The 16,210-nt window shown below is 64.3% G+C and carries 12 protein-coding genes; 2 read left to right on the forward strand and 10 right to left on the reverse strand.

Annotated features, from left to right (window positions below):
• Positions 1–19: 19 nt before the first annotated feature.
• Both ACQ6S1_RS11490 and ACQ6S1_RS11495 read left to right on the forward strand, forming a co-directional pair.
• Positions 20–2,107, forward strand: coding sequence for a hydantoinase/oxoprolinase family protein (locus ACQ6S1_RS11490; protein WP_445041358.1), 2,088 nt, complete (start codon positions 20–22; stop codon positions 2,105–2,107).
• Between the two features lie 11 nt (positions 2,108–2,118).
• The gene (locus ACQ6S1_RS11495; RefSeq protein WP_445041359.1) at positions 2,119–3,741 is read left to right on the forward strand and encodes a hydantoinase B/oxoprolinase family protein; all 1,623 of its coding nucleotides are present in this window, start codon (positions 2,119–2,121) and stop codon (positions 3,739–3,741) included.
• A gap of 55 nt (positions 3,742–3,796) precedes the next feature.
• Here the strand turns inward: ACQ6S1_RS11495 and ACQ6S1_RS11500 are convergent, their stop codons facing one another.
• The 10 genes from ACQ6S1_RS11500 to ACQ6S1_RS11545 form a co-directional block, all read right to left on the reverse strand.
• On the reverse strand, positions 3,797–5,902 hold the full coding sequence (locus ACQ6S1_RS11500) for a family 1 glycosylhydrolase (protein WP_445041360.1): 2,106 nt from the start codon (positions 5,900–5,902) through the stop codon (positions 3,797–3,799).
• A gap of 97 nt (positions 5,903–5,999) precedes the next feature.
• On the reverse strand, positions 6,000–7,187 hold the full coding sequence (locus ACQ6S1_RS11505; RefSeq protein ID WP_445041361.1) for a glycosyltransferase: 1,188 nt from the start codon (positions 7,185–7,187) through the stop codon (positions 6,000–6,002).
• 242 nt (positions 7,188–7,429) lie between these two features.
• Positions 7,430–8,179, reverse strand: a complete 750-nt coding sequence (locus ACQ6S1_RS11510; RefSeq protein WP_445041362.1) for an ABC transporter ATP-binding protein — start codon at positions 8,177–8,179, stop codon at positions 7,430–7,432.
• A 52-nt stretch (positions 8,180–8,231) separates the two neighbouring features.
• Positions 8,232–9,209: a FecCD family ABC transporter permease gene (locus tag ACQ6S1_RS11515; protein WP_445041363.1), complete on the reverse strand. Its 978-nt coding sequence runs from the start codon at positions 9,207–9,209 to the stop codon at positions 8,232–8,234.
• On the reverse strand, positions 9,206–10,273 hold the full coding sequence (locus ACQ6S1_RS11520; protein WP_445041364.1) for a FecCD family ABC transporter permease: 1,068 nt from the start codon (positions 10,271–10,273) through the stop codon (positions 9,206–9,208). Before ACQ6S1_RS11520 ends, ACQ6S1_RS11515 begins: the two co-directional genes overlap by 4 nt.
• Complete coding sequence (locus ACQ6S1_RS11525; protein ID WP_445041365.1) at positions 10,242–11,165, reverse strand: iron-siderophore ABC transporter substrate-binding protein; 924 nt, start codon at positions 11,163–11,165, stop codon at positions 10,242–10,244. Before ACQ6S1_RS11525 ends, ACQ6S1_RS11520 begins: the two co-directional genes overlap by 32 nt.
• Entirely contained in the window at positions 11,162–12,097 is a 936-nt protein-coding gene (locus tag ACQ6S1_RS11530) for a ferric iron reductase (RefSeq protein WP_445041366.1), read from the reverse strand. Before ACQ6S1_RS11530 ends, ACQ6S1_RS11525 begins: the two co-directional genes overlap by 4 nt.
• Before the next feature lie 39 nt (positions 12,098–12,136).
• Positions 12,137–14,527: a TonB-dependent receptor gene (locus tag ACQ6S1_RS11535; RefSeq protein ID WP_445041367.1), complete on the reverse strand. Its 2,391-nt coding sequence runs from the start codon at positions 14,525–14,527 to the stop codon at positions 12,137–12,139.
• 134 nt (positions 14,528–14,661) lie between these two features.
• The gene (locus tag ACQ6S1_RS11540; RefSeq protein ID WP_445041368.1) at positions 14,662–15,573 is read right to left on the reverse strand and encodes a FecR family protein; all 912 of its coding nucleotides are present in this window, start codon (positions 15,571–15,573) and stop codon (positions 14,662–14,664) included.
• Between the two features lie 97 nt (positions 15,574–15,670).
• Positions 15,671–16,198, reverse strand: coding sequence for an RNA polymerase sigma factor (locus ACQ6S1_RS11545; RefSeq protein WP_445041369.1), 528 nt, complete (start codon positions 16,196–16,198; stop codon positions 15,671–15,673).
• Between the last annotated feature and the right edge of the window lie 12 nt (positions 16,199–16,210).

A 16,210-nucleotide genomic window follows, 5' to 3' on the forward strand; every position in this document is an offset into this window, starting at 1 on the left:
AAAGGACCGTCGCAGGATCATGACACAGCCATCCTACCGTCTCGGCGTCGATATCGGCGGCACCTTCACCGATGTCGTGCTGATGAGCGCAGAGGGCACCATCTTCTCGAAGAAGGTCCTGTCGACGCCGAAGGATTACAGCCAGGGCATCGAGAACGGCGTCTCCGCGCTGCTCGGCGAGCTCGGCGTGGATGCCTCGCAGATCGGCGAATTCGTCCACGCGACGACGGTCGCGACCAACACCATCATCGAGCGGCTGGGCGCCAAGGTCGGCCTTGTCACCACCAAGGGCTTCCGCGACGTGCTCGAGATCGCGCGTTTCCGCACGCCGCGCCTCTACGACATCCATTACAAGAAGCAGGATCCGCTGGTGGAGCGGCGCCTTCGCCTCGAAGTGGACGAGCGCATCGCCTCGGACGGCTCTGTGGTAACGCCCCTCGACGAGAGCGAGATCGCGACCCTCGCTCAGATATTCCGCGACGAGGGCGTCCAGTCGGTCTCCGTCACGCTCATCAACTCCTACGTCAACGCCGCGCACGAGCGGCGCGTGGCGGAATTGCTCGCCGAAGCTCTGCCGGGCGTGCCGGTCACCGCCTCGGTCGATCTCTTGCCCCAGCTCGGCGAGTATGAGCGCACCTCCACCACGGTGGTGAACTCGTACATCCGCCCCGTCGTGGAGCGTTACGTCCAGTCGCTGAAGGCGCGGCTCGACCGGCTCGGCATCAAGGCGCCGCTCATGATCATGCAGTCGAGCGGCGGCATCTCGCCGGGCGATCTCGTGGCGCGCCAGCCCATCGACATCATCGAGAGCGGCCCGGCGGCGGGCGTGCTCGGCGGCCAGCGTCTCGGCACCAAGATCGGCGAGCCTGACGTGCTGGTGTTCGACATGGGCGGCACCACGGCCAAGGCCACCGTCATCGAGAATTTCGCCTACCAGCTGTGCCCGGAAACCGAAGTCGGAGGCGGGGCGGCGCTCGGGACGCGCATGATCAAGGGCGCCGGCTACCCAGTCCAGGTTCCGACCATCGACATCGCGGAAGTGGGCGCCGGCGGCGGCTCCATCGCGGCGAGCGACGTCGCGGGCGGCCTCACGGTCGGCCCGCGCAGCGCGGGTGCGGAGCCCGGCCCGGTGGCTTATGGGCGGGGCGGCACCAATCCGACCGTCACCGACGCCAATCTGATACTCGGCTATCTGAACCCTCACGCTCTGGTCAGCGGCGAGCTGACGCTCGACATCGACTCCGCCCGCAAAGCCGTCGCCGATCTCGGCGCGCGCGTTGGCTTGTCGGAGACCGATACCGCCTACGGCATCCACGCCATCGCCGACGCCACCATGCTGCGCGCGCTGCGTGGCGTGTCGTCCGAGAAGGGGCGCGATCCCTCGCAATACGCGATGCTCGCCATCGGCGGGAACGGGCCGGTGCATGCCTGCACGCTTGCGGAAGCCGCCGGGATGAAGCGCATCGTCGTGCCGCCGGTGGCCGGCCTGTTCAGCGCGCTCGGCATGCTGTTCGCCGATGTCGAGCACCAGCTCGTCGGCGCATTTTACCGCCGGCTCGACGCCGTGGACCGCGCCGCGCTGGACGAGGCCGCGGCCCCTCTAATCGCGCGCGGTCTCGACATGCTGTCGGCCGAAGGCTTCACCGAGGCCTCGCGCCGCCGCATGACCCTGTTCGCCGATCTGCGTTATGTCGGGCAGACCGCGCCGCTTACGTTGGAAGTGCCGGAGGGCGAGAGCGCCATCGCTCAGCTGGAGGCCGTTTTCCACCGCGAGCATGAGGCCATCTTCGGCTATTCCTCGCCGGGCGAGGCGGTGCAGTTCGTGTCGCTGAAGCTCGTTTGCGGCGGCGTGCCGGACCAGCCGCGCATGCCCGAGCGGGCCGAGCGCGGCGCCGAAAAGCGCGCGCCCGTCTCGCGCCGTCGCGCCTTCTTCGGTGAGGCCGGCTGGTTCGAGACGCCCGTCATTCCCCGGTCCGCGCTCACCGGTGAGCCACTCGACGGCCCCGTGATCGTCGAGGAATACGACACCACCATCGTCGTTTTGCCGAACTGGTCCGCCGCCCTCGACGGCTGGAACAATGTCGTGCTCACGCGCCGCGCTGGTTGAGAGGTTTTCAGATGACCAATATCGATCCTGTCCGCCGCGAACTGCTGAAGAACGCGCTCGTCACCACCGCCGACAACGCGCTTGTCATGGTCACGCGCACGGCGCGCACGTCGAACGTCAAGAACAGCATGGATTTCTCGGCCGCGATCTGTGACGGCCAGGGGCGCCTCGTCGCGCAGGGCCTTGCCGTTCCGGTGCATCTCGGCGTCGTCATGCCGGCGCTGGAAGCCTGCCTCGAGCATTTCGGCGACGATATCCATGAAGGCGATGTGCTGGCCAGCAACGATCCCTATTCGGGCTGCAGCCATCTGAACGACATCTTCACCTTCAAGCCGGTCTACGTGAACGGCGAGCGGGTGGCCATCGTCAGCCTCATCCTCCACCATTCCGATCTTGGTGGGCGCGTGCCAGGTGGAAATGCCGCCGACAGCATGGAGATCTTCGAGGAAGGCCTGCGCATCCCGCCGGTGAAGATCGTCGAGGGCGGACGCGTCAACGACACGCTGATGCGCATCATCGAGTTCAACACCCGTGTGCCCGACCGCGTGATGGGCGATGTGCGCGCGCAGCTTGCGGCGCTCGATCAGGCCGCCGCCGAGGTCGAGAAGCTGGCCCGCGACTGGCAGCCCGACGTGCTCGGCGCCTATCTCGGCGATCTCATCGATTATGCCGAGACCCTGACGCGGAACGAGATCGAGGCGCTGCCGGATGGCGAGGTCGAGTTCGAGGAATGGAACGACGATGACGGCGTCGGCAACGGCCCCATCCGCATCCACCTCAAGCTGACCAAGAAGGGCAGCGAGATCTTCTGCGACTTCTCCGGCACGGACGACGACAAGGGAGGTGCGGTGCACTGCAATCGCGCCTTCACCGTGTCCTGCGTCTACGCGGCCATCCGCACGGTGCTGAGCGCGGTCATTCCCAACAACGCCGGGCTCTACCGCGCCATCCATGTGACGACGCGGCCGGGCACCTTCGTGGATGTGAAATATCCCGCCGCCGTTGGGTCGCGCGGGCAGGTCGGCTTCCGGCTGCGTTCCATCGTGCTTGGCGCGCTGGCCACGCTGCTTCCGGGCCGCATGCCGGCCTGCGCGGGAGGCTCGGAATTCGCCATCGCAGCGTCCGGCAATGACGCGCAGGGCCGCCGCTTTCTGCACCTCGAATTCCACAACAACACCGGACTTGGTGCCAATCCCGATTCGGACGGCCAGGACGCCGGGCCCTATTGTATCGGCAATCTCGCCAATGTTCCGGTGGAGCTGATCGAGGCGGAGAACCCGATCCGGATCGACGAATACGGCTTCCTGCCCGGCACGGGCGGGGCGGGAAAATATCGCGGCGCGCTCGGCATGGTGCGGCAGTACCGCATCCTTGCGGACGATGTGCAGGTCCAGGTCCGTGCCGACCGCTTCAAGTCCCAGCCTTTCGGCCTGTTCGGCGGAGAGGGCGGGGCGCGGGCGCGGTCGATATTGAATCCGGGCGCCACGAACGAGGAGGCGCTGCCGTCCAAGTTCATCCGCCGCTTCAACAACGGCGATGTGCTGCGCTTTGAAATGGCGGGCGCGGGCGGCTATGGGCCGAAGGAAGAGCGCGACCCTGCCGCGATCGCCGAGGACGCGCGTCAGGGCAAATAGCCCTGACGTGGGAGTTGTGAGAAACGCGGCCCGCTGCTGTCGGCCGCAATTTCGGCTATTCGGCCGCCATCACATTCGCCTCGCCGTGGCAGACGATCCTGCTGTCGCGAAAGTATCGCTGCAATGCGCTGTCGAGGTTCGGCATTGTCGGGCAGAAGGCCTCGTTGCGGCTGGGCGGAACCTCTTCGGGTACCGTGGGACTGGCCAGAACCCGGGCTGGGTCGAGGCCGGCCAGTTTGGCGATCCGTCGTGACAGGTCGAGCGGAGAAACATCGCCGCCATTGGTGAGACGCTGGATACCCTGTTCCCGATCGATCAGGAGATCCAGGGCTGCGTGCAGGAGGTCCGGCGTATAGCTCGGAGCCATCTGCCTTCGGACAGGGACTGTGATCGAGCGACCCTGAGCCATCTCGCGGAGCGCCGAAATGACGAAATTGTCGGTGTCGGACGGCATGAACAGCGGTCCGGCGCACGCCACAAGAGCGTGCGGATAAAGGCTGCGCAGACGATCTTCCTCCGCGGGGCTGAAAACGCAGTCCCGGAATGAAAAGGTGAGAAAGGGAAGGGCGCGCCGGGCGCATTCTCGCGCGAGTTCGATCACATCGCCGCCGGACTCAGGCCCGTCCGGAGCGTCGATGGAGGGAGCGCCGTCGATCCCCCAGGCGTTCACCACCGCCCAGGCGCGATGGCCGCCGAGTATCCTGGTCCAGTCCGTTCCGCGATCGGCCAGCGCGCGCGCCGGGAGCGCGATACATGCCAGCCCGCGATGATCCGCCGTCTCAAGGAGTTCCTGCCCGAACGGGCTGTCGGCGCCGATCACCAGCAAGGATCGTGGCCTGCCAGGCAACGGCGCAACGCCGTCTTTCGTCGCCCGGTAGAAGCGCTGTTTGCGTCGCCACCATCCGGGTGAATCCAGAACCGGATGATCGCACGAACCGGCGTGCGCCAATTGCTTCGTCAACGTGCCCAGCGCCGTGAGGCGTGGAGAGCCTGCGCGGATGTCGTACGCTCCGGGCTCGTAATGCCCATGCCTTTGCGTCAGCAGGCTGTTCCAATCCATCGCACCGAACAGCGCCCAGACCGTGACTGCTCGGATATCGGCGCCGGTATCGTGCACGCGAAGGGCGGCATCCCAAACGTCCGCAAGCCAACGCACTTGTTCATCGCGACTGCACCCATGATGGACTTCGGTGACAGCCATCGGCAGCCCATATCTCTCCCAGGCCTCCGTCAGCCTTGCTTCCGGGCCTGTCGAGCCATCCGGCAAATGGGCTCGGACGGCTTCGAGATCAGCGTAGCGATGGCGCCCGTTCGAGCCCGTGCCATGCCCTTGTGTCATGGAACGACGATGATCCAGAAAGCGCTCGCTGGTCAGGTAGTGATTGATGCCGAGGATGTCGGGTGGACAGGGAGCCTCCACAAAGGCGACCAGTTCCTCCGCCGTGATCCCGTTCGCGATGAGATAATCGTGCAGGGCATGGCCGGGTGTGATGCGGCCGGTCAGCAGATCGAAGGTCAGCCAGCGCCGCGCATTCTCGTGCTCGGCCTGATAGGACAGCAGCGGCGTCGAGAACGTTTTGCCAAGGTCTTCCGTCTGTATCAGGTGGGCGTCCGGCGTAATGCGGCGGATCGCTTCCATGGACAGCACCACCGCCCGGCACTGGTTGACCAGCATGCGAAGACAGCTGCGAATGTCACGATGGTGCGGGTACCAATGGCCGTAAAGTCCGCTGAAACGGGCGGTGGTCAGCGGTTCGTTGACGGGCGTAAAGCTCTTGATCCAGGGATAGCGCCGGGCGATGGCTTCGGCATAGCGCGCCAGCTTCTGCGGGAATTCGGGGTCGAGCAGGCTCGTATAAACGGGACCGCTGCCGTGATGCACCAGGCCCACGATGGGCGTGATGCCGAGTTCGCGCAGCCGGCCGAGCCGCGCATCGTGCCAGGACCAATCGAGGGCCTCTGGAATGTGTGGCGCGACCGTCTCCCACAGAATAGGATAGCGCAAGGTGCGGATTCCCAGGTCCGCGACGAGGTCCAGGTCGTCGAGACGCTCACGATGTCCGGTTTCCACACTCTGGTCGCGCCAACTGTCCTGAAGCCGGGCGATCGTGCATTCGATCCCGCCCCAGATTTCGAGGGCGTCGGCGAGACGCTCCGGCATGTCCTATCCGTCCACGGCGGGTTGTGCCGCACCGTTTGTTGCACGCTGCGTCGTTCCCGGACGCGTTTCTTCGATGTGCCGGCCGCTGATCAACCGGTCAAACACCGATAGCCTCCTCGATGGCGGGCAGGCTTGCGGTGCCGCGGCCCGGTGCTCGTTGCATCAATTGGTCCATGCAGCTCCACGTCAGATCCCAGGACATGGTCGCGAGATGTTCGTCGACGCGCGCCAGCCAGGAGCCGGTTGGCCGGCGGAGAAGGATTTCCGCCTTCTGCACGAAGGTGTCCGCATCGTGCGCGATATCGACCAGTCCGAGATCGCCATACGGATGAACGACGTCGGTGATCGGCGTGGAGATGACGGGAACGCCCGCAGCCAAAAATTCAGGCGTCTTCGTGGGGCTGATGAACCGTGTGGATTCGTTCATCTCGAAGGGCATGATCCCGAGGTCCCAGCCGGCCAGATAGGCAGGGAGCTCGCCGTAATTCTTGCCGCCGAGCCAATGCAGATTCAAACGCTGCGGCAGCGTTGCCGGATCGATTTTCACCACCGGCCCGATCATCACGAAATGCCAATCGGGGCGCTGATCGGCCATCCGGCCGACCAAATCGATGTCCATCCGCTCATCGATGACGCCGAAAAATCCGAGCCTCGGATGGGGAATTTCGGCCTGATCCTCGGGTTCCTGCCGCGCCGTGCAACGGGCGGTTCCGAAATGCGCGGAATCTATGCTGCTGGGAAAGGCGTGGAGATTGTGATGGCGGCCTTTTTTGGCCTGGTACAGGCTCTGGCCACCGGTGAAGACGATGTCCGAGCGGCGAAAAAGTTCCCGCTCCAGCGCGATCAACCGAGGAGGCGCACCACGAAAGGCGGACAATTCGTCCATGTTGTCATAGACGCACACATCGGCTTGCAAATGGCGCGAGAACGTCAGAGCCATAGGCGTATAGTACCAAAGTGTCTTCGGTTTGCGCGGCCACTTCGCAACAAGACCGTCGAGCAAGGCGCGCTGGGCATTGATGGTTTGCAAGGTGCTGAGGCCGCGCGGCAAGACCGGTACGGCCACGGTCACGCCCTCCGGTGTCCGGCTGAGATCAAGCCGGGGCACCGCTACGTCTCCATCGATGGGCTCTTCGAAGAAGACGACGTGCTGCCGGCGCGCGGCCCGGCTCAGGAGATGCTGGGGCCGCTGGTAGACGAAATTCCAGCGCAGATGAGAAAAGCAGAGGAGATATTCGGCTCCAGGGTGAGTGTCCACGCGATCTGGATACACGGCGAGGCGCATGGACTTCTCCTTTGGAAGCCGGCCAAAACAGCGTGTACCGGATCAGCACGCTTGAGCGATGCTACGAAATCTTCGGAACCGATAAGCTTTGATGGTCGAATATAATCCTATAACAGAAATGAGACGGTAGGCGTTCCGGAAGACCAGGGCTGGTGCGGAAACGTACACGTCGGGATGCTTTGCGCTGGAATGGCTGCTCGATGAGCGGTGTACAGCGCAGACGTCATGTCGAATGCGCAATATCACGTCGTCTGATTGACCGAATTCGGAATTACCACCGGAGACCCCGTGCCGGGATCTGTCAGAAGGGTCGCATCAATGCCGAAAACATCGCTCAGCATTTGCCCGGTTACGGCCTCGGCAGGGGAGGCGGCAATGTATATCCGTCCCTTATGCAGTGCTATTACGTTGTCCGCATAGCGCGCTGCGAGGTTGATATCGTGCACGATGGCGACGATCGTCGTCTTGCGGCGCTGCCGTAATCCCGACAGGAGTTCCATCACGTCGAGCTGATGCGAGATGTCGAGAAACGTCGTCGGTTCGTCGAGCAGCAGGATTTCCGCCTGTTGGGCAAGGGTCATCGCGATCCACGCGCGCTGGCGCTGGCCGCCCGACAAGGTGTCCAGAGCCTGCTCGGCATGGTCGCGAAGCCCCGTGTTGACGAGCGCCTCCTGCACCGCTTCCTCATCCCGGACAGACCATCCACGCAGCAGGGACCGGTGCGGATAGCGGCCCTGTCGCACCAGATCGATGACTGTAAGTCCTTCAGGCGACACAGGGTTCTGAGGCAACAGGGACAGCTGGCGGGCGATCGCCTTGCGCGGCATCTTCGCGACCGGCCGCCCGCGGAGATGCACCTCTCCCCCGGTTGGCGTGATCAGGCCAGCAAGCGTCCTCAGGACTGTCGACTTGCCGCTGCCGTTCGGGCCGATCAGTGCGGTGAAAGAACCCTCCGGGATCGCGAGATCGAGCCTGTCAACGATCGTGCGCATCCCATAGCCCGCAGACAATTGCCTGGTTTCGAGCGCTGGGCGCCGTGCCGGTTCAGCCATAGCGCTTCTTCCACATCAGGTAGGCAAAGAACGGAGCGCCCAGTAACGCTGTCATGATTCCGACCGGCACCTGCGCCGGCGCGATTGCCGTGCGCCCGATGAGGTCGGCGGCCAGAACCAGCAGCGCCCCCGTCAGTGCGGACACCGGCACCAGGATCACATGGCCCGGACCGACAAGACGCCGGGCGGCGTGCGGGGCAATCAGGCCGACAAACGCGATCAGCCCGGCTGCCGCCACGGCCGCGCCGCAGATGATGGCGCAAAGAAACAGAAGCGCCATGCGCATCGCGACAATTGGCTGCCCGAGGCTGCGCGCGATCGCGTCTTCGTAGATTAACAGATCAAGCTCGCGCGCCGCCAGCCAGACCACAATCATCATCGGCAAGACCCATAGCGCCAATATCTGGATCTTCACCCACCGGCTGTCGTAGACACTGCCCGACATCCAGACCATTGCGCGCTGGACCGCTGCGACGTCGCCGAAGGCCGAGACGAAACTGACGCCGGCCCCGGCCAGCGCGCTGATCCCGATCCCGATCAGCACAATTCGCCCCGACGACATGCCGCCGCTCCATGACAGCGCGTACACGATGATTGTGGCCGCGAGCGCGCCGCCGAATGCAAACCCAGGCAATAGCTCGTGCGACACATCGCCGAGCCGCACGATCAGCACGATCACCGCAAGCGCGGCGCCGGCGTTGATGCCAAGCAATCCAGGCTCGGCGAGCGGATTGCGCATGGTCGATTGCGTCAGCACTCCGCCGATGGCGAGAGCGCCGCCCACCAGCAGCGCCATGACGGCGCGCGGCAACCGCACGTCGAGCACGATGAGCCGCGTTGCAGGATCAGTATCCGGATTGCCGGACAGAGCGCCTATGACACCGCGCACCGGGATGCCTTGGTCTCCGGCAAGCAGGGAAAGCGCCATGACGGCGCCAATCGCGATGACGAGGCAGATGGCGGTTTTCATCGGAAGGCCCCGAGCCGCCGCGCGAGATGGATAAAGAGAGGCGTGCCGACCAGAGCCATGGTGACGCCGACCGGAATGTCGCCCACCGGCAGCACCCATCTGAGAAGACCGTCCGCGAGGACGACGAGCAATGCTCCGCCAACGGCGCAGAAGGGAATGATCCAGCGATAATCCGTGCCGACAACGAACCGGCCGATGTGCGGCACGACGAGCCCGACAAACCCGACGGGCCCTGCAAGCGCAACCGCGCCGCCGGCCAGCAGCACGACGATCAGGGCCGCCACCGCGCGCCACACGGCGAGGCTCTGGCCGACGGATTGAGCGATCGTTTCGCCGAGGCTGAGAGTCATGATCTCGCGGCTGAAAACCAGCGCTGCGGCAAGGCCTGCGAGAATGTAGGGGCACACCGCCAGCACGGATGACATCTGACGGTTGGCAAGCGATCCCACAGACCATAATCGCACCACTTCGAGAGTCGCCTGGTCGAAGATTAGGAAGGAGGCTGTCAGCGCGCCGAGAAAGGTCGAGAGGACGGCGCCGGCCAGCGCTAAGCGCACATGCGTGCCGCCGCGGCCGCCGGCGGATCCGATGAGATAGACCGCGCTTCCCGCAAGGGCCGCTCCCGCGAAGGCGAACCAGATGTAGGTCTCCTCGGATTTCGCATCGAGCAGCGCGACGGCCAGCACCACGACGAACGCGGCTCCCCCATTGATGCCGAGCAGGCCCGGCGATGCCAGCGGATTGCCGGTCATTGCCTGCATGATCGCGCCCGCGACGGCAAGCGAGGACCCGACCAACAGCGCCGCCAGCACCCGCGGCAGCCGGACATCACGGATCACGATATGCTCGCGTGAACCGTCGAAATGCAGAACGGCGTCGAAAACGGCGTCGGGGGAGGCCTGGAACGAACCGAGCGTGACCGCAATCAGGGCGGCGATGATGGTCAGTGCGGCGAGGGCCAGCAGCAGCGCGGTGCGCGCCGCGCGCGATTGCCCTGGACGCGCAAGCGCGTGCCGGCCGCCTGCCGCAGGATCACGGCGCGGCAAGGATGTATCGCTCGACATCGTCCAGAATCTTGTTCGCCGAGGTCAGGCCGCTGAACTCCATCCAGAGCCCGGCATCGACGCGGTGCACCCGTCCGGATTTCACGGCGGGCAGCATTTTCCAGAGCGGATTGCCGAGCACTTCCTCGTGACGGCCATTGGTGTCCGAATTGTTCTGGCCGCCGACGATGTAGAGCAGGATGTCGCCCTCGAGGGCCGCGAGTCCCTCCCAGTCCGGCCGCTTGGACGATTCGTTTCCCGTCGCCGTCTCGTAGGCGGTCCGGCGCACGCCCGCATCGCGCAGCACGGCAAAGGGCGCATAGGCTTTCGGGCTGTCGAGGAAGACCTGAAAATCCCATGAGGTGATGCGAAGGACCGAGACTTTGACATCCGGCATGCGCGCCTTGATGGCGGCGGCGCGTCTGTCATAGGCATCGAACAGGCCAGCCACTGCGTCGTCACGGCCTGCCGCCAGCGCCAGCGCTTCGTAATGATCGCGCCAGCTGAGCCCGCCGATGAGAACGGTCGGCGCGACCTGCGACAGGAGATCGTAGAGCGGCGTGTAGCCGTCGACACCGATGATGAGGTCAGGCTTCGCCGCGATGATCCTTTCGATGCTTGGCTCGAGGAAGCTGCCAATATCTACGACCGAACGCGCCAGCGATTTCTCGCGCAGCTCCCCATCGCTCATCGAAAACAGGGGCGCGGCGACGACGGGCAAATTGAGCTCGATCGCCATTCCGAGGCTGAAGGTGGGATCGAGCACCAAAATGCGCTTCGGCTCCGCCGGAACGCAGACCGGCGATCGATAGACGTGTTCCGATTGAACCTGCCGACCCTCGCAGGCGGCGGCACCCGACACGCCCGCCATCGCCAGAGCGAGCGCGGAAATGAAAAAGCCCGTTCGTTTCATGGCGCCTTGCCGGGTGTTGATGTGTTCGACGGAAGGCCGAGTGCGCGCCGCATCGCGGAGAGGATGATGGCGTCGCGCTCGGCGGGATCGCGTAGCACGCATGTCGTGCACATTCTGCGCTCGGCCGCAGTGTAAAGACGGCAGCATCCGCCACGCTGGCGGAACGTTCGCCGGACCAGGATTTTTTCGGGCGCGGCATCGTCGTGCAGCGTCACATCGAAAAAATGGACCTGCTTGTTGGAGAGCCTGGAGTTTTTCTTCAGCAGGATCGACAGCGCCGCCTCTTTCGCCTCTCCAACACGCCCGAACGTCTCGCCGGCTTCGAGAAACCATCCGGAAACGGCATCCCCCACCAGCCGCCAGGCGGCGGCCGGCGACAGATGCGTCATGACATGGAGGCGGTCGATCAGGGTCGTGAAATGACGCTCGATCTGATCGCGGAGCCGATCCTCCAGCGCATCGTCATCAACGAGTTCCCGTGCATCCGGATGGGCCGCGCTGACGGGGTCGGAGGTCACGAAGCTGCGCGACAGGAAGCGGAGGCGGACATCCGGCCGCTTCGATGGATCGGTGCCGGAGGGCATGCTGCCGAACGCGAGCGCATAACGGTCCGGAGCGTAATCGGGAACGAGGCGGAACCCGACGAACGGCGCGGCGGCCGTGACGCCGAACAGACGTCCGTACTGCGTCATCAGGAAGGCGGCCGCGCCTTTGCGGTCTAGCCCCGGCGTCGAGGTTTGCTGCCGCGACAGCATGGACTCGAGAAAGCTGCTCCGGTCCACGAGAGCGGAGATCGGCGCGAAGCCGTCCGCGCATGCGCCGGCATCGGTGGATGGGAACGGCCAGAGTTTCGACTGGGCGTGAAGAGCCGCCAGCAGCGGATGTGAATCCGCCGCCGCCGCGTCTACGTTGAACTCCGGTCCTTCACTCATGTCACATCTCGGCCTCCCCTGATGCCGGACTTTCTCCGCTCAGAAGGTGGCCTTGGCGCGTATGCCAATTGTACGGCCGTCGCCGACGATGGCTTCATCCGCGCCCGGCGCGGCTGTGTTGTTGGCGAGACCGGTGACGTACTCCTCGTCGAAGAGGTTCTTCGCGTAAAGCGTGATCGATGCGTGCTCGCCTTCATAGCCGACGGAAACATTCACGAGGCCGAAGCTTGGAACTTCTTCTTCCGGGTCGTTGTCGATGCTGAACGACGAGTAATAGCTGTTCGTGAACGTGAGATCGCCGGCGGCGAAGAAGCCGGAATGATGCTTGTACACCGCGCCGACATTGAGGGTTACGGCGGGAGATTCCGCGAAGTCGTTGCCAGTATAGTCACCGGTGAAAAAGGGCACCGGAACAACGCCATCGTCGATGTGAGTCTTGAGAAGGCCGAGCGAGGCGAAAGTCGTCAGCTCATCAGTGGCGCGGTAGCGCACCTCAAACTCCGCACCGTAGGCATGAGCCTCCCCGATATTGAGCGTCGAGGGGACGAGCCCACCCAAGGCAGGATTGGGAACTTCGACCTGCATGTCACTGAAATCATAGTAGAAGCCGGTCACGTTGAACGCGAGCCGGTCGTCAAGCCATGTTGACCGGTAGGCGAGTTCATACGACCAGAGATATTCCGGATCGACCGCGTAAAAGAGTTGTCCGCCAATCCCGTCTGGCGTGACGGTGCTGAAGCCAGGCCGATATCCTTCGGAAACCGTGAAGGCCACGGTTTGATTTTCGGTCAGATCATAGGCGAGACCGATCTTGGGCAGCGCGACAAAGAAGTCCTCTTCTTCGTCAAGATCGGCCGGGAAGGTGTAAGAAGTTCCGGAAAAGCTGTTCTTGACCGTATCCACACCAAGCCGGCCACCGAACAGCAGTGCCCAGCGGTCCTGAAACTTATAACGGAAATCACCATACAGCGCGAAGGACTCGGTCTTGCCGAGTACATCCAAATCTTGGATCGTTCCGAAACCGGTTTGCACCATGAAAGTGTCGCTATCCTGCCGGACATTGCCATAGTACAGGCCTGCAACACCGCTGAGCGGGCGTACATCCGGCGCAAGCTCGACGCGCAGATCCTGGTGGAAATCGGTGCCGGCGCGCAGCGCGTCTCGAAAGTAAGCGGTCTGGCCGGGGATCGAATCGATCTTCGCATCGGTCTCCAGATATGAGGTGATCGACCTCAGGACGATGCCGTCGCCGATTTCCTTCGACAGGTTTGCCACGTAGGCATCGACCGTGGTGTCGCGAATTTCCATGTTCGACTGGAACGAGGCGAAGCGGCGCTCGAAGAAATCGGGGCCGGATGCCGCGGCGGCTCCGGGCTTGTCGCGCGTGTGGCTGTAGCTGAGCAGCGCGGTGAAGCCATTCAGCGCCTCGGGCGTGAACAGCATTTTCGCGCGGATTTGCTCGAACTCGTCCTCGCCCAGTACCTTGTTGCGGGGATCGGCGAACTCGATGCCCTTGTCGCCATCGATGATCTGGCCTGAGACCCGGAAAGCAAGCTGGTTCTCAACGAGAGGGCCCGAGAGCATGAAGGCGCCGTCTTTCACGTCGCCATGGCCGTATCCGGTGGCGGTCGAGAAATCGCCCATGACCGCGCCGGTCCAATCCCAGCTGGGATCATTGGTGTTTACGATGACGGCGCCCGCCATGGCGCTGTTGCCCTGCAGGGTGGACTGCGGACCGCGCAGGACTTCAAGCGATGAGACATCCCAAGTGCCGCGGCTGCCACGGCGGATGCCTTCCTGGTTCTGAGCCGCGCCGTCGATGATCACCGCAACGGCATTGGTTTGGTTGATGCCGGGCGAAAAGCCTTCCGAGCTCGTGCCGCGTATCACGATGCCGCTGTTGCCGCGGCTGCCATTCGTGACCCGCGTGTTCGCAAGCCTGTTCAATCCTTCGTCGACATCCTTGATCGCGAAGTCCTCGATCTGGTCGCCCGTTATCAGGCCAACGCTGGTGTAGACGTCGCTTAGATCGCGGGTCAGCTTTTCGCCGGTGACGACGATGGTATCGAGCTGGATCGTGCCGTCTTCGGCCGTGAAGCCAGCCTGCGTGTTGCCGGCCACCGGGGCTGAGATCGTCACCGTTCGGGCATTGGCAAAACGCCAGTCCAGCCGGCTGCCGGCAAGGATCCGCGCCAGCGCCTCGGCCGGTGTGAACGTCCCGGTCACACCCGGTGAGTTCAGGCTGCGGGTGATTGAAGCATCGTAGACAAGCTGGATCTGCGAGGCATCGGCGAAGCGGTTCAGGGCCGCGGTCAGTCCGCCTGCCGGAATGTCATAGGCACGCGCGCTCTGGGCCTGCGCCGCAACCGAACGGGGCATCGCGACCGCGCCGACCGCGAACAGGCCGGTCGTCGTCAGAAGCGCGCCCACCAGACGACCGACAGGTCGGTTGAAACGCATGGCCCTCATCTCCCCCATATGCGCGTCGTCCCCCGACGGATCGCAGCATTCTGGAGGTGAGACGACGAAGGGTGCGGTTTGAGGAGGTCGCCGGGAAAACTTTTTCAGTGATGCAGCAGGACGACCGCCGAACCGAGCCGTGTCGAGGTGATGCCCAGCGAATCCTCCAGCGCGCCGACGACCCCGAGCGGATCGGTTGCGTCGAACACACCGCTGACGCGCAGTTTTTCGAGCGAGGGATCGACGATGCGGATCAGCCCGGGATGGTAGCGGCTGATCTCGGCGACGACGCTGCCGAGAGTGCGGTCGGAAAAGATCAGCTTGCCGCGCCGCCACGCGGTCGCAGCATCGGCGTCCACCGCGGTGACCTCATGGCTGCCGCCGAGCGGGCGCACCTGCTCGCCAGGGCCGAGTTGCCGTTCCGGACCGCCATGCTGGAAGGCGACGGCCACACGGCTTTCGAGCACGGTCACCACGGCGCCTTCGCCGGTCTCGCGTACGGCGAACACCGTGCCGAGAGCGGTTGCCACATCGCCGTCGGCCTCGACGACGAACGGTCTCGTGGCGTCCTTTGCGACCGTGAACACGGCTTCCCCCTTCAGAAGGCGGACGCGCCGTTCGCCGGGGCCGAAGGCGAGCTGGATCGCCGATGATGTGTTGATATCGGCACTTGAGCCGTCCGGCAGCGTCACCGTCTGCCACTCGCCCGACATCGTGTAGGCGTCGGCGCGCAACCTCGTGGGAAAATCCAACGCATAGGCGGCGCCAAAGGCGACGATAATCAGAGAGGCCGCGATCCGGAAGGCGCCGGACAGGACCGGACGCTGCACGCGCGGCGCTGCCAGCCCGCCCGCTTCTGCCCAGGTCTGTTCGATCTCGGCATAGGCTGCGCGATGACCCGGATCGTCGAGCCAAGCCTCAAAACGCGCGCGCTCCTGAGCCGACAGAGCGCGGCCATCTTGGCGGAAATACCATTCCGCCGCTTGTTCGAGATCAGCGTCCTGAGGCTCCGGCACGAGTCGTGGATCCTGTTTGATCGCCGACTTATACGAAAGCCGATTTTCATCGCCAATAGGACGACGGGAGCCCTGTGAAGACTGGGTCGTTCGCGAATTAAAGATCGCCGCGGCGCAAAGCCTGGGCGCACTGGACAGTCGCGTAGCGCAAGTGCTTTTCAACCATGTTGCGGCTGATGCCCATCCGCCGGGCTATCTCGTCCGGCGCGACATCCTCGAACCGGCGCAGCACGAAGCATTCCCGGCAACGTGGTGGCAGATGGTCCACCACCTGTTTCAGGCGCTCGAGACGCTGGCGAGCGATCAGCCCCGTTTCCGCATCGACTTGATCGGCGGCCGCCAGACCGGCATCGCCGAGCGGCAGGACCCGCACGCGATCGCGTGCCTCGCGCCGCCGGAAATCGACGGCAAGGTTTGTGATGATGCGGTAGAGGAAGGCGCGGGGATTGCGGATTTCGACGTCGCAGGCGTCGGCCAGCCGCAGGAAGGCTTCCTGCACGAGATCCTCCGCCGCTGCGCCGCTGCCGACCTTGTTCCGAGCGAACACACGCAGTTCCCGGCCATGCGCGTCGGCGATCTCGGCAAGAGACTGGGCCATCGACTGAGGGGTGACTGCGGAATCCATTGAAAAGACCAT

It is taken from the genome of Terrihabitans aquatilis, from assembly GCF_052542005.1.

Coding starts and splice junctions, on each gene's coding strand:
- ACQ6S1_RS11490 (WP_445041358.1), top strand. CDS start 20: ATGACACAGCCATCCTACCGTCTCGGCGTCGATATCGGCGGCACCTTC.
- ACQ6S1_RS11495 (WP_445041359.1), top strand. CDS start 2,119: ATGACCAATATCGATCCTGTCCGCCGCGAACTGCTGAAGAACGCGCTC.
- ACQ6S1_RS11500 (WP_445041360.1), bottom strand. CDS start 5,902: ATGCCGGAGCGTCTCGCCGACGCCCTCGAAATCTGGGGCGGGATCGAA.
- ACQ6S1_RS11505 (WP_445041361.1), bottom strand. CDS start 7,187: ATGCGCCTCGCCGTGTATCCAGATCGCGTGGACACTCACCCTGGAGCC.
- ACQ6S1_RS11510 (WP_445041362.1), bottom strand. CDS start 8,179: ATGCGCACGATCGTTGACAGGCTCGATCTCGCGATCCCGGAGGGTTCT.
- ACQ6S1_RS11515 (WP_445041363.1), bottom strand. CDS start 9,209: ATGAAAACCGCCATCTGCCTCGTCATCGCGATTGGCGCCGTCATGGCG.
- ACQ6S1_RS11520 (WP_445041364.1), bottom strand. CDS start 10,273: ATGTCGAGCGATACATCCTTGCCGCGCCGTGATCCTGCGGCAGGCGGC.
- ACQ6S1_RS11525 (WP_445041365.1), bottom strand. CDS start 11,165: ATGAAACGAACGGGCTTTTTCATTTCCGCGCTCGCTCTGGCGATGGCG.
- ACQ6S1_RS11530 (WP_445041366.1), bottom strand. CDS start 12,097: ATGAGTGAAGGACCGGAGTTCAACGTAGACGCGGCGGCGGCGGATTCA.
- ACQ6S1_RS11545 (WP_445041369.1), bottom strand. CDS start 16,198: ATGGATTCCGCAGTCACCCCTCAGTCGATGGCCCAGTCTCTTGCCGAG.